General features: G+C 65.7%; 20 protein-coding genes. All 20 read left to right on the top strand.

Annotated features, from left to right (window positions below):
• The first annotated feature begins 46 nt into the window (after positions 1–46).
• On the top strand, positions 47–1,417 hold the full coding sequence (gene purB / locus N7640_RS18665; RefSeq protein WP_279902040.1) for an adenylosuccinate lyase: 1,371 nt from the start codon (positions 47–49) through the stop codon (positions 1,415–1,417).
• A 78-nt stretch (positions 1,418–1,495) separates the two neighbouring features.
• Entirely contained in the window at positions 1,496–2,662 is a 1,167-nt protein-coding gene (locus N7640_RS18660) for a cupin domain-containing protein (RefSeq protein ID WP_279902041.1), read from the top strand.
• A complete protein-coding gene (locus tag N7640_RS18655) occupies positions 2,655–3,080 on the top strand; it encodes a GNAT family N-acetyltransferase (RefSeq protein ID WP_220813165.1) in 426 nt (141 codons plus the stop codon). The genes N7640_RS18660 and N7640_RS18655 overlap by 8 nt, the downstream gene beginning before the upstream one ends.
• Before the next feature lie 9 nt (positions 3,081–3,089).
• Complete coding sequence (locus tag N7640_RS18650) at positions 3,090–3,722, top strand: histone acetyltransferase HPA2 (RefSeq protein ID WP_279902042.1); 633 nt, start codon at positions 3,090–3,092, stop codon at positions 3,720–3,722.
• A complete protein-coding gene (locus N7640_RS18645; protein ID WP_279902043.1) occupies positions 3,719–4,528 on the top strand; it encodes a secretin N-terminal domain-containing protein in 810 nt (269 codons plus the stop codon). Before N7640_RS18650 ends, N7640_RS18645 begins: the two co-directional genes overlap by 4 nt.
• Positions 4,529–5,007: 479 nt before the next feature.
• A complete protein-coding gene (locus N7640_RS18640; protein ID WP_220813168.1) occupies positions 5,008–6,603 on the top strand; it encodes an isocitrate lyase in 1,596 nt (531 codons plus the stop codon).
• Positions 6,604–6,741: 138 nt separating this feature from the next.
• Positions 6,742–7,353, top strand: a complete 612-nt coding sequence (locus N7640_RS18635; protein WP_279902044.1) for a murein L,D-transpeptidase catalytic domain-containing protein — start codon at positions 6,742–6,744, stop codon at positions 7,351–7,353.
• Positions 7,354–7,692: 339 nt separating this feature from the next.
• Entirely contained in the window at positions 7,693–8,106 is a 414-nt protein-coding gene (locus N7640_RS18630; RefSeq protein ID WP_021700254.1) for an NADH-quinone oxidoreductase subunit A, read from the top strand.
• A gap of 10 nt (positions 8,107–8,116) precedes the next feature.
• A complete protein-coding gene (locus tag N7640_RS18625; protein WP_220813170.1) occupies positions 8,117–8,794 on the top strand; it encodes an NADH-quinone oxidoreductase subunit B in 678 nt (225 codons plus the stop codon).
• Positions 8,795–8,849: 55 nt separating this feature from the next.
• Entirely contained in the window at positions 8,850–10,631 is a 1,782-nt protein-coding gene (gene nuoC / locus N7640_RS18620) for an NADH-quinone oxidoreductase subunit C/D (protein ID WP_220813171.1), read from the top strand.
• A gap of 2 nt (positions 10,632–10,633) precedes the next feature.
• Positions 10,634–11,146: an NADH-quinone oxidoreductase subunit NuoE gene (nuoE, locus tag N7640_RS18615; protein WP_279902045.1), complete on the top strand. Its 513-nt coding sequence runs from the start codon at positions 10,634–10,636 to the stop codon at positions 11,144–11,146.
• Complete coding sequence (nuoF, locus tag N7640_RS18610) at positions 11,143–12,498, top strand: NADH-quinone oxidoreductase subunit NuoF (protein WP_279902046.1); 1,356 nt, start codon at positions 11,143–11,145, stop codon at positions 12,496–12,498. Before nuoE ends, nuoF begins: the two co-directional genes overlap by 4 nt.
• An 85-nt stretch (positions 12,499–12,583) precedes the next feature.
• Positions 12,584–15,292 carry an NADH-quinone oxidoreductase subunit NuoG gene (nuoG, locus tag N7640_RS18605; RefSeq protein WP_279902047.1) on the top strand — a complete coding sequence of 903 codons (2,709 nt, stop codon included), beginning with the start codon at positions 12,584–12,586 and terminating at the stop codon, positions 15,290–15,292.
• Positions 15,289–16,281 (top strand): NADH-quinone oxidoreductase subunit NuoH, encoded by a 993-nt coding sequence (gene nuoH / locus N7640_RS18600; RefSeq protein ID WP_279902048.1) that lies wholly within the window; start codon positions 15,289–15,291, stop codon positions 16,279–16,281. Before nuoG ends, nuoH begins: the two co-directional genes overlap by 4 nt.
• Positions 16,282–16,294: 13 nt before the next feature.
• Entirely contained in the window at positions 16,295–16,843 is a 549-nt protein-coding gene (nuoI, locus tag N7640_RS18595) for an NADH-quinone oxidoreductase subunit NuoI (protein ID WP_220813176.1), read from the top strand.
• Between the two features lie 10 nt (positions 16,844–16,853).
• Positions 16,854–17,363 (top strand): NADH-quinone oxidoreductase subunit J, encoded by a 510-nt coding sequence (gene nuoJ, locus N7640_RS18590; protein WP_279902049.1) that lies wholly within the window; start codon positions 16,854–16,856, stop codon positions 17,361–17,363.
• Positions 17,360–17,668 carry an NADH-quinone oxidoreductase subunit NuoK gene (gene nuoK / locus N7640_RS18585; protein ID WP_076429156.1) on the top strand — a complete coding sequence of 103 codons (309 nt, stop codon included), beginning with the start codon at positions 17,360–17,362 and terminating at the stop codon, positions 17,666–17,668. The genes nuoJ and nuoK overlap by 4 nt, the downstream gene beginning before the upstream one ends.
• A complete protein-coding gene (gene nuoL / locus N7640_RS18580) occupies positions 17,665–19,515 on the top strand; it encodes an NADH-quinone oxidoreductase subunit L (protein WP_279902052.1) in 1,851 nt (616 codons plus the stop codon). Before nuoK ends, nuoL begins: the two co-directional genes overlap by 4 nt.
• Before the next feature lie 15 nt (positions 19,516–19,530).
• Entirely contained in the window at positions 19,531–21,060 is a 1,530-nt protein-coding gene (nuoM, locus tag N7640_RS18575) for an NADH-quinone oxidoreductase subunit M (RefSeq protein WP_220813179.1), read from the top strand.
• A 9-nt stretch (positions 21,061–21,069) separates the two neighbouring features.
• Positions 21,070–22,548, top strand: coding sequence for an NADH-quinone oxidoreductase subunit NuoN (gene nuoN / locus N7640_RS18570; protein WP_220813180.1), 1,479 nt, complete (start codon positions 21,070–21,072; stop codon positions 22,546–22,548).
• Positions 22,549–22,827: the final 279 nt, after the last annotated feature.

The following is a 22,827-nucleotide window of genomic DNA, read 5'->3' as shown; positions in this document are numbered from 1 at the left end:
ATGATGTGCGCCCTTTTCGTTGACCGACCTGTCCGAGAACGCCTCCATGCAGCTCTCCTCGCTCACCGCGGTTTCCCCCGTCGATGGCCGCTACGCCGGCAAAACCAGCGCCCTGCGCCCGATCTTCAGCGAATACGGCCTGATCCGTTTCCGCGTGATGGTCGAGGTCCGCTGGCTGCAGCGCCTGGCCGCCCATGAAGGCGTCGCCGAAGTCGCCCCCTTCTCCGCCGAAGCCAATGCGCTGCTGAATGAACTGGCCGAGAACTTCGCCGTCGAGCACGCCGAGCGCGTGAAAGAGATCGAGCGCACCACCAACCACGACGTGAAAGCCGTGGAGTACCTGCTCAAGGAGCAGGCCGCCAAGTTGCCGGAACTGGCCGCGGTCAGCGAATTCATTCACTTCGCCTGCACCAGCGAGGACATCAACAACCTGTCCCACGCCCTGATGCTGCGCGAAGGCCGCGATACCGTCCTGCTGCCACTGATGAAGCAGATCGCCGGCGCCATCCGCGACCTGGCGGTGAAGTTCGCCGACGTGCCGATGCTGTCGCGCACCCACGGCCAGCCGGCCTCGCCGACCACCCTCGGCAAGGAACTGGCCAACGTCGTCTACCGCCTGGAGCGGCAGATCGCCCAGGTGGCCGGCGTGCCGCTGCTGGGCAAGATCAACGGCGCCGTGGGCAACTACAACGCCCACCTGTCCGCCTACCCGCAGATCGACTGGGAGGCCAACGCCAAGCAGTTCATCGAAGGCGACCTGGGCCTGCAGTGGAACCCCTACACCACGCAGATCGAGCCACACGACTACATCGCCGAGCTGTTCGACGCCATCGCCCGCTTCAACACCATCCTCATCGACTTCGACCGCGACGTCTGGGGCTACATCTCCCTCGGCTACTTCAAGCAGAAGACCGTGGCCGGCGAGATCGGCTCCTCGACCATGCCGCACAAGGTCAACCCGATCGACTTCGAGAACTCCGAAGGCAACCTGGGCATCGCCAACGCGATCTTCCAGCACCTGGCCAGCAAGCTGCCGATCTCCCGCTGGCAGCGCGACCTGACCGACTCCACCGTGCTGCGTAACCTCGGCGTCGGCTTCGCCCACAGCGTCATCGCCTACGAAGCCAGCCTCAAGGGCATCGGCAAGCTGGAGCTGAACGAGGCGCGCATCGCCGCCGACCTGGACGCCTGCTGGGAAGTCCTGGCCGAGCCGATCCAGACCGTGATGCGCCGCTACGCCATCGAGAATCCCTACGAGAAGCTCAAGGAGCTGACCCGCGGCAAGGGCATCAGCCCGGAGGCGCTGCTCACCTTCATCGATGGCCTCGACATGCCGGCCGCCGCCAAGGAGGAGCTCAAGCAGCTGACCCCGGCTAGCTACATCGGCAACGCCGTCGCGCAGGCCAAGCGCATCTGAACGACACCAGCCTTACCAACGCCCGGCTGAGCCGGGCGTTTTTATTTCAGCCATTTCATCTCTTTCAAGGGCTTAGCCATGAATCCTGATACTCCCCTGCAGCTGCTGGGCGGCCTCACACCCCGCGAGTTCCTGCGCGACTACTGGCAACAGAAGCCCTTGCTGGTCCGCCAGGCCATTCCCGGCTTCGAGAGCCCGATCAGCGCCGACGAACTGGCCGGCCTGGCGCTGGAGGAAGAAGTCGAATCGCGCCTGGTGCTGGAGCACGGCGAGCATCCCTGGGAACTGCGCCGCGGCCCGTTCGCCGAGGATGCCTTCTCCAAGCTGCCGGAGCGCGACTGGACCCTGCTGGTGCAGGCCGTCGACCAGTTCGTCCCGGAAGTGGCCGAGGTGCTCAAGGACTTCGGCTTCCTGCCCAGCTGGCGCATCGACGACCTGATGATCAGCTTCGCCGCACCCGGCGGCAGCGTCGGCCCGCACTTCGACAACTACGACGTGTTCCTGCTACAAGCCGAAGGCGAGCGCCGCTGGAAGATCGGCCAGATGTGCGACGCCGACAGCAAACTGCTGCAGCACGCCGACCTGCGCATCTTGGCCGACTTCGAGCAGACCGACGAATGGGTACTGGAACCCGGCGACATGCTCTACCTGCCGCCGCGTCTGGCCCACTACGGCATCGCCGAGAACGACTGCATGACCTACTCGGTGGGCTTCCGAGCGCCGAGCGCCGCCGAGGTGCTGACCCACTTCACCGACTTCCTCGCCCAGTTCCTGCCGGACGAGGAACGCTACAGCGACGCCGGCATGGCACCGGCCAGCGATCCGCACCAGATCCAGCAGGACGCCCTCGACCGTCTCAAGGCCCTGCTGACCGAGCACATGGGCGACCAGCGCCTGCTGCTGACCTGGTTCGGCCAGTTCATGACCGAGCCGCGCTACCCCGAACTGGTGAGCGGTGCGGAGATCGGCGAGGAAGAATTCCTGGCCATCCTGCAGGACGGCGCCGTGCTGGTGCGCAACCCCAGCGCGCGCCTGGCCTGGAGCGAAGTGGATGTCGGCCTGGTGCTGTTCGCCAGCGGCCAGAGCCGCCTCCTGCCGCCCCACCTGAAGGAACTGCTGCGCCTGGTCTGCGCCGCCGACGCGCTGCACGGCGAGAACCTGGCGCCTTGGTTGGCCGACGAAGACGGGCGTACACTGGTGCGCGAACTGGTCCAGCAAGGCAGTCTGGAGTTTGCCGATGAGTGAGATCCACGTCCGCCTCGCCCACTGGCAGAAGGACAATGCCGACCTGCGGCGCATCCGTGAGGCGGTATTCATTGCGGAACAGGCGGTGCCCGCCGAACTCGAATGGGATGACGAGGACATCGAGGCCGTGCATTTCCTCGCCTGCGAGGGCGACTACCCGATCGGCACCGCGCGCCTGCTGGCGGACGGCCAGATCGGCCGGGTCTCGGTGCTCAAGGACTGGCGCGGCCTGAAGGTCGGCGAAGCACTGATGCGCGCCGCCATCGAGGCCGCCGAACAGCGTGGCCAGCGCGAGCAGAAGCTCAGCGCCCAGGTGCATGCCGCCGCGTTCTACGAGCGCCTGGGCTTCTGCATCGAGGGCGACGAGTACCTCGAGGCGGGCATTCCCCACGTACTGATGGTGCGCCATAGCGACTAGGACGACGGCATGAGCGAAGAAAACGCCCCGAACGACCAGAACGAGCCCGAACTGCCGGCCATCGATTTCCAGTCGCCGGGGCGTTTTGCCGTGCACAACCCGGACACCTTTCCAGCGCTGACCACGGAGACGCGCGAACCGGCGCCCTTCCAGCTGGGCCGGCATCCCGATCTCGAGCGCTTCAGCCGCCCTGAGCAGGCCCAGGCCCATGCGCTGGCCCTGCTGCAACAGGCGCGCCTCAGCCTAAGCCTCTACAGCCCGGATCTGGAATCCTGGCTGTACAGCCACAGCAGCGTGCAAGAGGCCTGCACCCGCTTCCTGCTGGCCAGCCCGAAGAATCGCCTGCGCATCCTGGTGCGTGACGTCGGCAAGCCGGTCAGGCAGGGCCACCGTCTGCTCAACCTGGCGCGACGCATCACCAGCAACCTGCATATCCGCAGGATCAATCCGGATCACCCCAGCGACGAAAGCGCCTTCCTGCTCGCCGACGACCGCGGCCTCCTGCTGCGCGAGCTTCCCGAACAGTACGCCGGCTACGCCCTCTACAACGACCCCGGCCGCGTGCGCCAGCGCCAAGCGCAGTTCGACCAGGCCTGGGACATCAGCGTTCTCGACCCCGACCTGCGGAGCTTCCTGCTATGACCCTGCGTGCCTGCCTGCTCGCCCTGTCGCTCGGCCTCAGCCTGCCGCTGCAGGCCGCCACCGAGCTGATCCAGCTCAACTACCGCACCGCCGAGGACGTGCTGCCGGTGGTGCAGTCGACACTGGACGGCCAGGGCAAGGTCAGCCCCTACGGCAACCAGTTGGTAATCAACGCCTCGCCGGAGAAGATCCAGGAAGTACGCGACCTGCTGCAGCAGTTGGACACCGCGCCGCGGCGCCTGCTGATCAGCGTCGACACCAGCGAGAGCAGCTTCCAGGACCGCGACGGCTACCGCGTGGACGGCAGCGCCAGCGCGGGCGATGTCGAGGTGATCGCCGGGCGCGGCGAAGTGCGCGGCCGCGACCAGGTGCGCATCATCCGCCGCTCCACCGACAGCCGCAGCGGCGGCACCCAGCAGGTGCAGGCCACCGAGGGCTACCCCGCACTGATCCAGGTCGGCCAGAGCGTGCCGCTGACCACCACCAGCGTCGGCCCCTACGGCCAGGTCTACCAGAACACCCAGTACCGCAACGTCAACCAGGGCTTCTACGTCACCGCCAGCATCACCGGCGACATGGTCCACGTCAGCATCAGCAGCAACAACGACCGGGTGAACCAGTACCGGCAGGGCGTGATCGACACCCAGAGCACCGATACCCGGGTCAGCGGCCGGCTGGGCGAGTGGATTCCCCTGGGCGGCGTCAGCGGCGAGAGCCGCGGCGAGGACTCGGCCTTCCTGCGCCAGCAGTCCACCCGCGGCGCCAACGACATGAGCATGCGCATCCGCGTGGAAGCCCTCGACTGAGGTCCGCCGCGCGACCATGTAGTCGCACGAAGAAAGCACTACAAAATCGTTGACTAATCTCCGCCCGAAGGCGCATCATGGCGCCGCTCCCGCTAGCCAGGGGCTCTGTTGCAGAGCCTCCAGACCGATCCCGTAACACCATTCGGGGCGGTCCGTGTTCTAACAGCCCACAAGGCGTTTCGACGAGGTTGCGACTGGAACGAAAGTTGTCCTGAGGGACGGGGAAGCCTAAGCGTTATCAGCCAGACCGCCTGACCAGAACCTGCATTGCCCAACGGTATCCACGAGCCGGCAAGCCGCAAATCCTGTTCTTCCGGACTGTCTTGTTTCGTCCTCTCCTCTCCCTCCGCTGCGCTCTCGTCCCCGTCAATATCTCGAAGTCCGCCAGGTGTCGCCCGCAACACTGCAAGCTTTGTTTGCACGTTGGTTTTGGGTGGGAAGTCGGTGCTCAACCAAACTCATACTTTGAAGGATTGACCATGTCAGCTTATCAAAACGACATCAAAGCCGTTGCCGCTCTGAAAGAAGCCGCAGGCAGCAGCTGGAGCGCGATCAACCCTGAGTCCGTCGCTCGCATGCGCGCTCAGAACCGCTTCAAGACCGGTCTGGAAATCGCCCAGTACACCGCTGACATCATGCGCAAAGACATGGCCGAGTACGACGCCGACTCGTCCAAGTACACTCAGTCCCTGGGCTGCTGGCACGGCTTCATCGGTCAGCAGAAGCTGATCGCCATCAAGAAGCACCTGAAGACCACCGACAAGCGCTACCTCTACCTGTCCGGCTGGATGGTCGCTGCCCTGCGCTCCGACTTCGGCCCGCTGCCGGACCAGTCGATGCACGAGAAGACCGCCGTCTCCGACCTGATCGAAGAGCTGTACACCTTCCTGCGCCAGGCCGACTCCCGCGAGCTGGACCTGCTGTTCACCGCCCTGGACGCCGCTCGCGAAGCTGGCGACAACGCCAAGGCCGCTGAAATCCAGTCGCAGATCGATAACTTCGAAACCCACATCGTCCCGATCATTGCCGACATCGACGCCGGTTTCGGCAACCCGGAAGCCACCTACCTGCTGGCCAAGCGCATGATCGAAGCAGGCGCCTGCTGCATCCAGATCGAGAACCAGGTTTCCGACGAGAAGCAGTGCGGCCACCAGGACGGTAAAGTGACCGTTCCCCACGCCGACTTCCTGGCCAAGATCGCCGCTGTTCGCTACGCCTTCCTGGAACTGGGCATCGACAACGGCGTGATCGTCGCTCGTACCGACTCCCTGGGCGCCGGCCTGACCAAGCAGATCGCCGTGACCAAAGAGCCGGGCGACCTGGGCGACCAGTACAACGCCTTCCTGGATTGCGAAGAAGTTTCCGCTGCCGACCTGGGCAACGGCGACGTCGTGATCAACCGTGGCGGCAAGCTGCTGCGTCCGAAGCGTCTGCCGTCCAACCTGTTCCAGTTCCGCGCCGGCACCGGCGAAGCTCGTTGCGTCCTGGACTGCATCACCTCGCTGCAGAACGGCGCCGACCTGCTGTGGATCGAGACCGAGAAACCGCACGTTGGCCAGATCAAAGGCATGGTTGACGAGATCCGCAAAGTGATCCCGAACGCCAAGCTGGTCTACAACAACAGCCCGTCCTTCAACTGGACCCTGAACTTCCGCCAGCAAGTGTTCGACGCTTTCGCTGCCGAAGGCAAAGACGTCTCCGCCTACGACCGCGCCAAGCTGATGAGCGTCGACTACGACGAGACCGAGCTGGCCCAGGTTGCCGACGAGAAGATCCGTACCTTCCAGCGCGACGGTTCGGCCCACGCCGGCATCTTCCACCACCTGATCACCCTGCCGACCTACCACACCGCCGCTCTGTCGACCGACAACCTGGCCAAAGGCTACTTCGCCGACCAGGGCATGCTGGCCTACGTGAAAGGCGTTCAGCGTCAGGAACTGCGTCAGGGCATCGCCTGCGTCAAGCACCAGAACATGGCTGGTTCCGACATCGGCGACAACCACAAAGAGTACTTCGCTGGCGAAGCTGCTCTGAAAGCCAGCGGTAAAGACAACACCATGAACCAGTTCCACTAATAGGAACCGGCTCTGCGGCCTGGCCGCAGGTGTTATCAGGGGAAGCCCCGGCAGCGATGCCGGGGCTTCTTCGTTTACGCCTCTTGCAAGATCGAGCTGCGCTGGCGTAACAAGAGCGCTTCCCGTCCGGAAGCGATCATGCGCAACTTCCTGCTCACCTGCCTGCTCTGCATCGCCTGCCACGGCGCCGTCGCCAGCGACCTGCGGCAGCTGCTGCCCGGTGCGGCGGATCACATCCTCGATCAACTGCGCGGCGAGCGCCACCGGCACTTCGCCGTGGTGGACTACGCCCGCCACTCCAGTCAGCCACGATTTCTGCTGTTCGAGCGCAGCACCCTGCGCCTGCTGGACAGCTATCGCGTGTCCCACGGCAGCGGCTCCGACCCCGACCACGATGGGTTCGCCGACACCTTCTCCGATATCGAGGGCAGCCACGCCAGCTCGCTCGGCGTGTTCCGTACCGGCTCCGTCTATGTCAGCGACGAACCCGGCCACGGACTGTCCATGCGCCTGCAGGGCCTGAGCGAAAGCAATGCCAATGCCGAGCGACGGGCCATCGTCGTGCATGCCCGCGACTACATGGAGGAAGACTTCGTCCGCCGGCATGGCGTGGCGGGACGCAGCCACGGCTGCCTGGTCCTGGCGAACGCCGACCGCGACGAGGCCATCGCCGCGCTGAGTGGCGGCGCTTTGATATTCGCCATCGACAGCCGGGCCGGTTTACCGGGCCATATCGGCCAGCGCAAATAGAAAACCGACTTTCAATCAATGCGCTCCATCATCTTTCATGACGGATAAATGCGACTCACTGTAAACAATTACCGACAAACTCTTTCACAAAGGCGTCATTCACGGATGAAAAGAACCATAAGACCAAAGGAGTAAACTCCCGCGTAGCGCCCGCAGCACGCGGCGCAGAAGGATTTTCGGAGAAAATGGCGACGTCTCGCCGTTCATTTTTTTATTCGGAAAAATTTACTTACCACGTCAGGCACGCATAAAATTGCCGCCACCAAATTGCAGGGCAGCCCTACCAGGTTGCTCTACCATTACTAGAAAAGCCGCCCCTTTACCCAAGGAGCACCGGCAATGCCTGATGCGGTAACGACCATGTCCCACAACTGGGCCTTCGCTGTATTCCTGCTCGGGGTCTTCGGACTCATCGCGTTCATGCTCGGCCTATCCAGCCTGCTCGGCAGCAAGGCCTGGGGACGCAGCAAGAACGATCCCTTCGAGTCGGGCATGCTGCCGGTCGGCAGTGCACGCCTTCGCCTTTCGGCAAAGTTCTATCTGGTCGCGATGCTCTTCGTGATCTTCGACGTTGAAGCCCTCTTTCTCTTCGCTTGGGCAGTCTCGGTACGCGAAAGCGGCTGGGCCGGTCTGATCGAAGCTACAGTTTTCATAGCAATTCTGTTGGCTGGTCTTGTCTATCTTTGGCGTATCGGCGCGCTCGACTGGGCACCCGAAGGCCGTCGCAATCGGCAGGCGAAGCTAAAACAATGAGGCTTTGGCGATGCAATACAAACTTACTCGGATCGATCCGGATGCTCCGAACGAGCAATATCCGATCGGCGAGCGGGAGACCGTAGCCGATCCACTTCTGGAAGATCAGGTCCACAAGAACATCTTCATGGGCAAGCTCGAAGATGTTCTCAGCGGTGCGGTGAACTGGGGTCGCAAGAACTCCCTGTGGCCGTACAACTTCGGCCTGTCCTGCTGCTACGTGGAAATGACCACGGCCTTCACCGCCCCGCACGACATCGCCCGCTTCGGTGCCGAAGTCATCCGTGCGTCACCGCGCCAGGCCGACTTCATGGTCATCGCCGGCACCTGCTTCATCAAGATGGCGCCCGTCATCCAGCGCCTCTACGAGCAGATGCTGGAGCCCAAGTGGGTGATCTCCATGGGTTCGTGCGCGAATTCCGGCGGCATGTACGACATCTACTCGGTGGTCCAGGGGGTCGACAAGTTCCTCCCCGTGGACGTCTACATCCCCGGCTGCCCGCCCCGCCCCGAGGCATTCCTGCAAGGCCTGATGCTGCTGCAGGAATCCATCGGCCAGGAGCGCCGTCCGCTTTCCTGGGTCGTCGGCGACCAAGGCATCTACCGTGCCGAAATGCCGTCGCAGAAGGAACAGCGCCGCGAGCAGCGTATCGCTGTGACCAACCTGCGCAGCCCAGACGAAGTGTGAGCCGGCCCTTGCGCCCGCTCACTGACGCCGCACACCGCCGATAGCGACCGAGACCATGACTGCAGACAGCATTCTGTCCGTTCCACCCTACAAGGCCGACGACCAGGACGTGGTGGTCGAACTGAACTCCCGTTTCGGTGCCGAGACCTTCACCGTCCAGAGCACCCGCACCGGCATGCCGGTGCTGTGGGTCGCCCGCGATCAGCTGATCAACGTGCTGACCTTCCTGCGCAACCTGCCGCGCCCCTACGTCATGCTGTACGACCTGCATGGCGTCGACGAGCGCCTGCGCACCCAGCGCCGCGGCCTGCCGGGCGCCGACTTCACCGTGTTCTACCACCTGCTGTCGGTCGAGCGTAACAGCGACATCATGATCAAGGTCGCGCTCAAGGAAGGCGATCTCAACGTCCCCACCGTCACCGGCATCTGGCCCAACGCCAACTGGTATGAGCGTGAGGTCTGGGACCTGTACGGCATCACTTTCCAGGGTCACCCGCACCTGACCCGCATCATGATGCCGCCGACCTGGGAAGGTCACCCGCTGCGCAAGGACTACCCGGCGCGCGCCACCGAATTCGATCCGTTCAGCCTGACCCTGGCCAAACAGCAGCTGGAAGAAGAAGCCGCGCGCTTCAGGCCGGAAGACTGGGGCATGAAGCGCCAGGGCGAGCACGAGGACTACATGTTCCTCAACCTCGGCCCGAACCACCCGTCCGCCCACGGTGCGTTCCGCATCATCCTGCAGCTGGACGGCGAAGAGATCATCGACTGCGTCCCGGACATCGGCTACCACCACCGTGGCGCCGAGAAGATGGCCGAGCGCCAGTCCTGGCACAGCTTCATCCCCTACACCGACCGCATCGACTACCTCGGCGGGGTGATGAACAACCTGCCCTACGTCCTGTCGGTCGAGAAACTGGCCGGGATCAAGGTGCCTGACCGCGTCGACTTCATCCGCGTGATGCTGGCCGAGTTCTTCCGCATCACCAGCCACCTGCTGTTCCTCGGTACCTATATCCAGGACGTCGGTGCCATGACTCCGGTGTTCTTCACCTTCACCGACCGCCAGCGCGCCTACAAGGTGATCGAGGCCATCACCGGTTTCCGCCTGCACCCGGCCTGGTACCGCATCGGCGGCGTCGCCCACGACCTGCCGCGCGGCTGGGACAAGCTGGTCAAGGAATTCGTCGACTGGCTGCCCAAGCGCCTCGACGAGTACACCAAGGCCGCCCTGCAGAACAGCATCCTCAAGGGCCGCACCATCGGCGTCGCCCAGTACAACACCAAGGAAGCGCTGGAATGGGGCGTCACCGGCGCCGGCCTGCGCTCCACCGGCCTGGACTTCGACCTGCGCAAGGCGCGCCCGTACTCCGGCTACCAGCACTTCGACTTCGAAGTGCCGCTGGCCCACAACGGCGATGCCTATGACCGCTGCATGGTCCGCGTCGAGGAGATGCGCCAGAGCATCCGCATCATCGACCAGTGCCTGCGCAACATGCCGGAAGGCCCGTACAAGGCGGACCACCCGCTGACCACGCCGCCGCCGAAGGAACGCACCCTGCAGCACATCGAGACCCTGATCACCCACTTCCTGCAAGTCTCCTGGGGCCCGGTGATGCCGGCCAACGAGAGCTTCCAGATGATCGAGGCGACCAAGGGCATCAACAGCTACTACCTGACCAGCGACGGCAGCACCATGAGCTACCGCACGCGCATCCGGACGCCCAGCTTCCCGCACCTGCAGCAGATCCCCTCAGTGATCCGCGGCAGCATGATCGCGGACCTGATCGCCTACCTGGGCAGCATCGATTTCGTTATGGCCGACGTGGACCGCTAACCATGAGCCAAGCAGCAGACTCTCAGAACATGATCCAGACCGACCGCTTCGAGCTCAGCCAGGCCGAGCACGACGCCATCGAGCATGAGATGCACCACTACGAGGACCCGCGCGCGGCGTCCATCGAGGCGCTGAAGATCGTGCAGAAGCAGCGTGGCTGGGTGCCGGACGGCGCCATCTATGCCATCGCCGACATCCTCGGCATCCCCGCCAGCGACGTCGAGGGCGTGGCCACCTTCTATAGTCAGATCTTCCGCGTGCCGGTGGGCCGCCACATCATCCGCGTGTGCGACAGCATGACCTGCTTCGTCGGTGGCCACGAGAATGTGCTGGGCAGCATCAAGGACCAGCTCGGCATCGTCCCCGGCCAGACCACCGCCGACGGCCGTTTCACCCTGCTGCCGGTGTGCTGCCTGGGCAACTGCGACAAGGCCCCGGCCGTGATGATCGACGACGACACCTTCGGCGGCGTCAGCGCCGACAACGTCGCCAAGCTGCTGGAGCCCTACGCATGAACGCCAAGACGCTGACTTCCATCGGCCCGGCCAACCGCATCGCCCGCAGCGAAGAGACCCATCCGCTGACCTGGCGCCTGCGTGACGACGCCCAGCCGGTGTGGCTCGAGGAATACCAGGCGAAGAACGGCTACGCCGCCGCGCGCAAGGCCCTGAGCGAAATGGCCCAGGCCGACATCGTGCAGACGGTCAAGGATTCCGGCCTCAAGGGCCGCGGCGGTGCGGGCTTCCCCACCGGCGTGAAGTGGGGCCTGATGCCGGCCGACGAATCCATGAACATCCGCTACCTGCTGTGCAACGCGGACGAAATGGAGCCGAACACCTGGAAGGACCGCATGCTCATGGAGCAGCTGCCGCACCTGCTGGTGGAAGGCATGCTGATCTCCGCGCGCGCGCTCAAGGCCTACCGCGGCTACATCTTCCTGCGCGGCGAATACGTCGACGCGGCCGCCAACCTCAACCGCGCCATCGCCGAGGCCGAGGCCGCCGGCCTGCTGGGCAAGAACATCCTCGGCAGCGGCTTCGACTTCGAGCTGTTCGTCCACACCGGCGCCGGTCGCTACATCTGCGGTGAAGAAACCGCACTGATCAACTCTCTGGAAGGTCGCCGCGCCAACCCGCGCTCCAAGCCGCCCTTCCCCGCCGCCGTCGGCGTGTGGGGCAAGCCGACCTGCGTGAACAACGTCGAGACCCTGTGCAACGTGCCGGCGATCGTCGCCAACGGCGTGGACTGGTACAAGACCCTGGCCCGTCCGGGCAGCGAGGACATGGGCACCAAGCTCATGGGCTTCTCCGGCAAGGTGAAAAACCCCGGCCTGTGGGAGCTGCCGTTCGGCCTCCCGGCCCGCGAGCTGTTCGAGGACTACGCCGGCGGCATGCGCGACGGCTACACGCTGAAGTGCTGGCAACCCGGCGGCGCCGGTACCGGCTTCCTGCTGCCCGAGCACCTGGACGCGGCGATGTTCGCCGGCGGCATCGCCAAGGTCGGCACCCGCATGGGCACCGGCCTGGCCCTGGCCGTGGACGACTCGATCAACATGGTCTCGCTGCTGCGCAACATGGAAGAGTTCTTCGCCCGCGAGTCGTGCGGCTGGTGCACCCCGTGCCGCGACGGCCTGCCGTGGAGCGTGAAGATCCTCCGCGCGCTGGAACGCAAGCAAGGCACCCGGCAGGACATCGACACCCTGCTCGGCCTGGTCAATTTCCTCGGCCCCGGCAAGACCTTCTGCGCCCACGCACCGGGCGCCGTCGAGCCGCTGGGCAGCGCGATCAAGTATTTCCGTCCGGAGTTCGAGGCTGGCGTGGCCAGCACGGCCGCTCCGGCACCGTCGGCGCAGTTTGCGCCGGCCTGAAGCATTGGCGTCGTGGCCGAGGCCGCGATGCAACCGTGATTCCATTAGCCAAGCCCGCTTCGGCGGGTAAGAAGAAACCTGAACCATGGCCACTATCCACGTAGACGGCAAAGATTTCGAAGTCGACGGAGCGGACAACCTGCTGCAGGCCTGTCTGTCCCTCGGTCTCGACATCCCCTACTTCTGCTGGCACCCGGCGCTGGGCAGCGTCGGCGCCTGCCGCCAGTGCGCGGTGAAGCAGTACACCGACGAGAACGACACGCGCGGCCGCATCGTCATGTCCTGCATGACGCCGGCGACCGACAACACCTGGATCAGCATCGACGACGAAGAATCCAAGGCCTTCCGCGCCAGCGTCGTCGAGTGGCTGATGACCAACCACCCGCACGACTGCCCGGTGTGCGAGGAAGGCGGTCACTGCCACCTGCAGGACATGACGGTGATGACCGGCCACAACCAGCGCCGGTACCGCTTCACCAAGCGCACCCACCAGAACCAGCAGCTCGGCCCGTTCATCTCCCACGAAATGAACCGCTGCATCGCCTGCTACCGCTGCGTGCGCTACTACAAGGACTATGCCGGCGGCACCGACCTTGGCGTGTACGGCGCGCACGACAACGTGTACTTCGGCCGGGTCGAGGACGGCGTGCTGGAGAGCGAGTTCTCCGGCAACCTCACCGAGGTCTGCCCGACCGGCGTATTCACCGACAAGACCCACTCCGAGCGCTACAACCGCAAGTGGGACATGCAGTTCGCCCCGAGCATCTGCCACGGCTGCTCCAGCGGCTGCAACATCAGCCCCGGCGAGCGCTACGGCGAGATTCGCCGCATCGAGAACCGCTTCAACGGCTCGGTCAACCACTACTTCCTGTGCGACCGTGGCCGCTTCGGCTACGGCTACACCAACCGCGCAGATCGTCCGCGCCAGCCGCTGCTGGGCAGCCAGAAGCTCGGCATCGACGCCGCGTTGGACAAGGCCGCCGAGCTGCTGCAGGGCAAGCGCGTGATCGGCATCGGCTCGCCGCGCGCCAGCCTGGAGGGCAACTACGCCCTGCGCGAACTGGTCGGCGAGGCCAACTTCTACAGTGGCATCGGCGCCCGCGAGTTGGACAATATCCGCCTGATCCGCGACGTGCTGCAGAACGGCCCGCTGCCAGTGCCTTCGATCCGCGAGATCGAGGACCACGACGCCGTGTTCGTCCTCGGCGAAGACCTGACCCAGACCGCCGCGCGCGTCGCCCTGGCCCTGCGCCAGTCGGTCAAGGGCAAGGCCACCGAAATCGCCGCCTCGATGAAGATCCAGGACTGGCACATGGCCGCCGTGCAGAACGTGGCCCAGGACGCGCTGAACCCGCTGTTCATCGCCAGCGTCGACGCCACCCGCCTGGACGACATCGCCGAGGCCTGCGTGCATGCGGCTCCCGCCGACCTGGCCCGTATCGGCTTCGCCGTGGCCCACGCCATCGACCCGAGCGCCCCGGCCGTGAGCGGCCTGGACGACGAGGCCGCCGAGCTGGTGCAGCTGATCGCCGACGCCCTGCTGGCCGGCAAGCGCCCGCTGGTCGTGGCCGGCGCATCCCTCGGCGAGAAGAGCATCATCGAGGCCGCGGCGAACATCGCCCAGGCCCTGAAGAATCGCGAGAAGAACGCCTCCATCAGCCTGGTGGTACCGGAAGCCAACAGCATGGGCCTCGCCCTGTTCGGCGGTGAATCCGTCGACGCCGCCCTGGAAGCCCTGACATCCGGCCAGGCCGACGCCGTGGTGGTGCTGGAGAACGACCTGTACCGCCGCGCCGACGCCGCCAGGGTCGATGCCGCCCTGGCCGTCGCCAAGGCGGTGATCGTCGCCGACCACCAGCAGACCGCCACCATCGCCAAGGCCCATCTGGTGCTCTCCGCCGCCAGCTTCGCCGAGGGCGATGGCACCCTGGTCAGCCAGGAAGGCCGCGCCCAGCGCTTCTTCCAGGTGTTCGAGCCGAGCTACTACGACAGCACCATCCTCGTGCGCGAGGGCTGGCGCTGGCTGCACGCGCTGCACAGCACTCTGCAGGGCAAGGCCGTGGACTGGACCCAGCTGGACCAGGTCACCGACGCCTGCGCCGCCAGCAGCAGCCTGCTGGCCGGCATCAGGGACGCCGCGCCGAGCGCCTCGTTCCGTATCAAGGGCCTCAAGCTGGCGCGCGAGCCGCACCGCTACAGCGGCCGTACCGCCATGCGCGCCAACATCAGCGTGCACGAGCCGCGCCAGCCGCAGGACCAGGACACCGCCTTCGCCTTCTCCATGGAAGGCTACGCCGGCAGCAAGGAAGACCGTCAGCAGATTCCGTTCGCCTGGTCGCCGGGCTGGAACTCGCCGCAGGCCTGGAACAAGTTCCAGGACGAGGTCGGCGGTCATCTGCGCGCCGGTGACCCGGGCGTGCGCCTGATCGAGTCCCAGGGCAAGACCCTGGCCTGGTTCGCCGTACCGGGCGCCTTCGCTCCGGCCCAGGGCACCTGGCAGGTCGTGCCGCTGCACCACCTGTTCGGCAGCGAGGAGAACTCCTCCCGCGCCGCACCGGTACAGGAGCGCATCCAGCCCGCCTACGTCGCCCTGGCCAAGGCCGAGGCCGACCGCCTGGGCGTCAACGACGGCGCGCTGATCAGCCTGACCGTCTCCGGCCAGACCCTGCGCCTGCCGGTGAAGGTCAGCGAAGACCTGGCGCTGGGCCTGGTCGGCCTGCCGGCCGGCTTCGCCGGCATTCCGGCGGCCATCGCAGGTACCACTGCCACCGGGCTGCAGGAGGCCGCGCAATGAGCTGGCTGACTCCTGATCTGATCGACGTGATCGTCGCCGTCCTCAAGGCCATCGTCATCCTGCTGGTGGTGGTGGTCTGCGGCGCGCTGCTGAGCTTCGTTGAGCGCCGTCTGCTGGGCTGGTGGCAGGACCGCTATGGTCCGAACCGCGTGGGCCCGTTCGGTATGTTCCAGATCGCCGCGGACATGCTGAAGATGTTCTTCAAGGAGGACTGGACGCCACCGTTCGCCGACAAGTTCATCTTCATGCTGGCGCCGATGATCGCCTTCGCCGCCATGCTGATGGCCTTCGCCATCATCCCGGTCACCCCGGAGTGGGGCGTGGCGGACCTGAACATCGGCATCCTGTTCTTCTTCGCCATGGCCGGCCTGTCGGTATACGCCGTGCTGTTCGCCGGCTGGGCGAGCAACAACAAGTTCGCCCTGCTCGGCGCCCTGCGCGCCTCGGCCCAGACCGTCTCCTACGAGGTGTTCCTGGCCCTGGCGCTGATGGGCATCGTGGCCCAGGTCGGCTCGTTCAACATGCGTGACATCGTCGACTACCAGGCCGAAAACCTGTGGTTCATCATTCCGCAGTTCTTCGGCTTCTGTACCTTCTTCATCGCCGGCGTCGCCGTGACCCACCGTCACCCGTTCGACCAGCCGGAAGCGGAGCAGGAGCTGGCCGACGGCTACCACATCGAATATGCCGGCATGAAATGGGGCATGTTCTTCGTCGGCGAGTACATCGGTATCGTGACCATCTCGGCGCTGCTGGTGACCCTGTTCTTCGGCGGCTGGCACGGCCCGTTCGGCCTCTTGCCGCAGATCCCGTTCATCTGGTTCGCGGCCAAGACCTGCTTCTTCATCATGATCTTCATCCTGCTGCGCGCATCGATCCCGCGCCCGCGGTATGACCAGGTCATGGCGTTCAGCTGGAAGTTCTGCCTGCCGCTGACTCTGATCAACCTGCTGGTGACCGGCGCGCTCGTGCTGGCCTCGGCCCAGTAAGGAGAAACCCGCAATGCTCAAGTACATATGGGACGTGGTGGTTGGCACCGGTACCCAACTGCGCAGCCTGGTCATGGTCTTCGGCCATGGCTTCCGCAAGCGCGACACCCTGCAGTACCCGGAAGAGCCGGTGTACCTGCCGCCGCGCTACCGCGGCCGCATCGTCCTGACCCGCGACCCCGACGGCGAGGAACGCTGCGTGGCGTGCAACCTGTGCGCCGTGGCCTGCCCGGTCGGCTGCATCTCGCTGCAGAAGGCCGAGACCGAGGACGGTCGCTGGTACCCGGACTTCTTCCGCATCAACTTCTCGCGCTGCATCTTCTGCGGCCTGTGCGAGGAAGCCTGCCCGACCACCGCGATCCAGCTGACCCCGGACTTCGAGATGGGCGAGTACAAGCGCCAGGACCTGGTGTACGAGAAGGAAGACCTGCTCATCAGCGGCCCGGGCAAGAACCCGGACTACAACTTCTACCGCGTCGCCGGCATGGCCATCGCCGGCAAGCCGAAAGGCGCCGCGCAGAACGAGGCCGAGCCGATCAACGTTAAAGGCCTGCTGCCCTAAGGAGCTTCGAGTGGAATTCGCCTTCTACCTCGCCGCGGGCGTCGCCGTGGCATCCACCGTGCGGGTCATCACCGGGAGCAACCCGGTACACGCCCTGCTCTACCTGATCGTCTCGCTGCTGGCCGTGGCCATGACCTTCTTCGCCCTCGGCGCGCCGTTCGCCGGCGCCCTGGAGATCATCGTCTACGCCGGCGCCATCATGGTCCTGTTCGTCTTCGTGGTGATGATGCTCAACCTCGGACCGGCCGCCGCCGAGCAGGAGAAGAAATGGCTGACGCCCGGCATCTGGACCGGTCCGGCCATCCTCTCCGCCCTGCTCCTGGCGCAGCTGCTGTACGCCCTGTTCGCCAGCCCGAGCGGTGCCGCCATCGGCCTCGAAACCGTAGACGCCAAGGCCGTCGGCGTCAGCCTGTTCGGCCCCTACCTGCTGGTGGTCGAACTGGCCTCCATGCTGCTGCTTGCCGCCCTGGTCGCCGCGTACCACCTGGGTCGCCACGAAGCCAAGGAGCCGACCGCATGAATGCCATTCCCTTGGAGCACGGCCTGGCCCTGGCCGCCGTGCTGTTCAGCCTGGGCCTGATCGGCCTGATGGTGCGCCGCAACATCCTCTTCGTGCTGATGAGCCTGGAGGTGATGATGAACGCCACCGCCCTCGCCTTCGTCGTCGCCGGCAGCCGCTGGGTGCAGCCCGACGGCCAGGTGATGTTCATTCTGGTGATCACCCTGGCAGCCGCCGAGGCCAGCATCGGCCTGGCGATCCTGCTGCAGCTGTATCGCCGCTTCAACACCCTCGATGTCGACGCTGCCAGCGAGATGCGCGGATGAACCTTCTATTCCTCACCCTCCTCTTCCCGCTGGCCGGCTGGTTCCTGCTGGCCTTCTCCCGTGGGCGAATCGCGGAAAACACCGCCGCCGTGATCGGTGTCGGCTCGGTCGGCCTGGCCGCGCTGAGCGCCGCCTGGGCGATCTTCCAGTTCCTCGGCCATCCGCCGGCGGGTGGCGTGTACACCCAGGAGCTGTGGCAGTGGATGAACGTCGCCGGCCTGGCGCCGAGCTTCACCCTGCATCTGGACGGCCTGTCCGCCACCATGCTCGGCGTGGTCACCGGCGTCGGCTTCCTGATCCACCTGTTCGCCAGCTGGTACATGCGCGGTGAAGAGGGCTACTCGCGCTTCTTCGCCTACACCAACCTGTTCATCTTCAGCATGCTGCTGCTGGTGCTCGGCGACAACCTGCTGGTGCTGTTCTTCGGCTGGGAAGGCGTGGGCCTGTGCTCCTACCTGCTGATCGGCTTCTACTACAAGCACGTGCCCAACGGTAACGCGGCGCTGAAAGCGTTCATCGTCACCCGCATCGGCGACGTGTTCCTGATGATCGGCCTGTTCATCCTGTTCCTCAACCTCGGCACCCTGAACATCCAGGAGCTGATGGTGCTGGCGCCGCAGAAGTACGCCGCCGGTGACAACTGGCTGTGGATCGCCACCCTGATGCTGCTCGGCGGCGCGGTCGGCAAGTCCGCCCAGCTGCCGCTGCAGACCTGGCTGGCCGACGCGATGGCCGGCCCGACGCCGGTGTCCGCGCTGATCCACGCCGCCACCATGGTGACCGCGGGCGTGTACCTGATCGCCCGCACCAACGGCCTGTTCCTGCTGACCCCGGAGATTCTCGAACTGGTCGGCATCGTCGGCGCCGTGACCCTGGTGCTGGCCGGCTTCGCCGCCCTGGTGCAGACCGACATCAAGCGCATCCTCGCCTACTCGACCATGAGCCAGATCGGCTACATGTTCCTCGCCCTCGGCGTGCAGGCCTGGGACGCGGCGATCTTCCACCTGATGACCCACGCCTTCTTCAAGGCCCTGCTGTTCCTCGCCTCCGGTGCGGTGATCCACGCCTGCCACCACGAGCAGAACATCTTCAGGATGGGCGGCCTGTGGAAGAAGCTGCCGCTGGCCTACGCCAGCTTCATCGTCGGCGGCGCCGCGCTGGCCGCGCTGCCGCTGGTCACCGCGGGCTTCTACTCGAAGGACGAGATTCTCTGGGAAGCCTTCGCCAGCGGTCACAGCGAACTGCTGTACGCAGGTCTGTCCGGTGCCTTCCTGACCTCGATCTACACCTTCCGCCTGATCTTCATCGCCTTCCACGGCGAGCAGAAGACCGAGGCCCATGCCGGCCACGGCCTGGCCCACAACCTGCCGCTGGCCACGCTGATCGTGCTCTCGACCTTCATCGGCGCGCTGATCACCCCGCCGCTGGCCGGCGTGCTGCCGCAGAGCATCGGCCACGCCGGTGGCGAGGCCAAGCACAGCCTGGAGATCGCCTCGGGCGCCATCGCCCTGGCCGGCATCCTCCTGGCCGCCCTGCTGTTCCTCGGCAAGCGCCGTTTCGTCGGCAGCGTCGCCGCCAGCGCGCCGGGCCGCTTCCTGTCGGCCTGGTGGTTCGCCGCCTGGGGCTTCGACTGGCTCTACGACAAGCTGTTCGTGCAGCCCTACCTGCTGATCTGCCGCCTGCTCGGTCGTGACCCGATCGACCAGGGCATCGGCCTGGTGCCGCGCCTGGTGCGTGGCGGCAACGGCCTGCTGGCCCGCGCCCAGACCGGCCAGGTGCGCTGGTACGCCACCTCCATCGCCGGGGGCGCGGTGCTCGTGCTCGCCGCCCTCCTGTTTCTGAATTAAGGAAAATAGCCCGTCATGATCCTGCCCTGGCTAATCCTGATCCCCTTCATCGGCGGCCTGCTGTGCTGGCAGTGCGAGCGCTTCGGCAACACCCTGCCGCGCTGGATCGCCCTGCTGACCATGGGCCTGCTGTTCGGCCTCGGCCTGTGGCTGTGGGCCAGCGCCGACTTCAGCCTGGCCCCGGCGCCCGGCGCCGATCCGGTCTGGGCCGCCGAGTTCAAGGTCCAGTGGATCGAGCGTCTCGGTATCAGCATCCACCTCGGTCTCGACGGCCTGTCGGTGCTGATGATCTGCCTCACCGGCCTGCTCGGCGTGTTGTCCGTGCTGTGCTCGTGGAACGAGATCCAGAACCGCGTCGGCTTCTTCCATCTCAACCTGATGTGGATTCTCGGCGGCGTGGTCGGCGTGTTCCTCGCCATCGACCTGTTCCTGTTCTTCTTCTTCTGGGAAATGATGCTGGTGCCGATGTATTTCCTCATCGCGCTCTGGGGTCATAGCGGCAGCAAGGGTCACTCGCGGATCAACGCGGCCACCAAGTTCTTCATCTTCACCCAGGCCAGCGGCCTGATCATGCTGGTGGCGATCCTCGCCCTGGTGCTGGTCAACTACAGCGCCACCGGCGTGCTGACCTTCAACTACGCGGACCTGCTGAAGACCGACCTGCCGGCCGGTACCGAGTACCTGCTGATGCTCGGCTTCTTCGCCGCCTTCGCGGTGAAGTTCCCGGTGGTGCCGGTGCACTCCTGGCTGCCGGACGCCCACGCCCAGGCGCCGACCGCCGGCTCCGTGGACCTCGCCGGCATCCTGCTGAAGACCGCCGCCTACGGCCTGATGCGCTTCGCCCTGCCGCTGTTCCCCAACGCCTCGGCCGAGTTCGCGCCGATCGCCATGTGGCTCGGCGTGTTCGCCATCGCCTACGGCGCCTTCTTGTCGTTCGCCCAGACCGACATCAAGCGCCTGGTGGCCTACTCCAGCGTGTCGCACATGGGCTTCGTGCTGATCGCCATCTACTCCGGCAGCCACATCGCCCTGCAGGGCGCGGTGGTGCAGATGATGGCCCATGGCCTGTCAGCCGCCGCCCTGTTCATCCTCTGCGGCCAGCTCTACGAGCGCCTGCACACCCGCGACATGCGCGAGATGGGCGGCATCTGGGCGCGCCTGCCGTGGCTGCCGGCGGTGAGTCTGTTCTTCGCCGCCGCCGCCCTGGGCCTGCCGGGTACCGGCAACTTCGTCGGCGAATTCCTGATCCTGATCGGCAGCTTCCCGGCCGCCCCGTGGGTCGTGGTCCTGGCCGCCTGCGGCCTGGTGCTGGGTTCGGTCTACTCGCTGGCGATGATCCACCGCGCGTACTTCGGCCCCGCCAAGTCGGATGCGCCGCTGGAGGCGCTCAAGTCCCGCGAGCTGTACATGGTGCTGGGCCTGGCCGCGCTGCTGATCCTGCTCGGCGTCTACCCGCAACCGGTGCTCGACACCTCCGCCGCCAGCATGCACGGCGTGCAGCAGTGGTTCAGCGGCGCCCTCACTCAACTCGCCTCGGCCCGGTAATCAAGCGCTATGGAACTGACGACTCAACACTTCATCGCGCTGCTGCCGCTGCTGGTCACCTGCACCACCATCGTCGTGGTGATGCTGGCCATCGCCTGGAAGCGCAACCACGCCATGGCCTTCATCCTCTCGGTGGTGGGCCTCAACCTCGCCCTGCTGTCCATCATTCCGGCACTCGGCGTGACGCCCATCGAGGTCACCCCGCTGATGCGGGTGGACAAGTTCGCCTGCTACTACATGGCGCTGGTGCTGGCCGCGACGCTGGCCTGCACCACCCTGACCCACGCCTACCTGGGCGGCGAATCGGGCAAGCAGGGCTACCCGGGCAACCGTGAAGAGCTGTATCTGCTGATGCTGCTGTCCGCCGCCGGCGGCCTGGTCCTGGTCAGCGCCCAGCACCTGGCCGGCCTGTTCATCGGCCTGGAACTGCTGTCGGTGCCGACCTACGGCATGATCGCCTACGCCTTCTTCAACAAGCGCTCGCTGGAAGCCGGCATCAAGTACATGGTGCTGTCCGCCGCCGGCAGCGCCTTCCTGCTGTTCGGCATGGCCCTGCTCTACGCCGAGTCCGGCAGCCTGAGCTTCGCCGGCATCGGCACCCAGCTGGCGGCCAACGGCCTGCCCAGCCTGATCGCCCAGATCGGCATCGGCATGATGCTGATCGGCCTGGCCTTCAAGCTGTCGCTGGTGCCGTTCCACCTGTGGACCCCGGACGTCTACGAAGGCGCGCCGGCGCCGGTCGCCGCCTTCCTGGCCACCGCCAGCAAGGTCGCGGTGTTCGCCGTGCTGCTGCGCCTGTACCAGATCTCCCCGGTCACCAGCGGCGGCTGGCTGAACGACCTGCTGAGCGTGCTGGCTATCGCCTCGATCCTGTTCGGCAACCTGCTGGCGCTGCTGCAGAGCAACCTCAAGCGCCTGCTCGGCTACTCGTCCATCGCCCACTTCGGCTACCTGCTGATCGCCCTGATCGCCAGCAAGGGCCTGGCCGTGGAAGCCATCGGCGTGTACCTGGCCACCTACCTGCTGACCAGCCTGGGCGCGTTCGGCGTGATCACCCTGATGTCCACGCCCTACAGCGGCCGCGACGCCGACGCCCTGTACGAGTACCGCGGCCTGTTCTGGCGCCGTCCGTACCTGACCGCCGTGCTCACCGTGATGATGCTGTCGCTGGCCGGCATCCCGCTGACCGCCGGCTTCATCGGCAAGTTCTACGTGGTCGCCGCCGGCGTCGAATCGCAGCAGTGGCTGCTGCTGGGCAGCCTGATCCTGGGCAGCGCCATCGGCGTGTTCTACTACCTGCGGGTCATGGTCACCCTGTTCCTGGCCGAGCCCAACCTCAAGCGCCACGACGCCCCGTTCAACTGGGGCCAGCGCACAGGCGGCGTCATGCTGCTGTTCGTCGCGCTGCTAGTGTTCGTCCTCGGCGTCTACCCGCAGCCGCTGCTGGAACTGGTGCAGCACGCCGGCCTGGTGGCCGTGGCGCCCTGAGCCAGCGCCCATGAAAAACCCGGCCACCGCCGTCATGCCGTTCACATGAAGACGCTCACTCCCCTCTCCCCTCAGGGGAGAGCGTCAGGCAGAGGAGAAACCGGCAGTTTCGCGGGGTTTTCGGCCTTCTCCCCAGCTCTCCGCATAAATAAACGGGAGGGGGGAGCGAGGTCTGAGCCGGCGGCTGTTGGTGGGCACAAGCCCTGTGGGAGCGGACTTGTCCGCGAACGGGGCCGACACCAAAGCTTCGCGGCCAAGGCCGCTCCCACGGAAGCACGC

This window comes from Pseudomonas sp. GD04015 (assembly GCF_029837675.1).
GTDB lineage: Bacteria > Pseudomonadota > Gammaproteobacteria > Pseudomonadales > Pseudomonadaceae > Aquipseudomonas > Aquipseudomonas paralcaligenes.
Note: the sequence above shows the minus strand (reverse complement) of the source record. Positions and strands in the feature narration are given on the sequence as shown.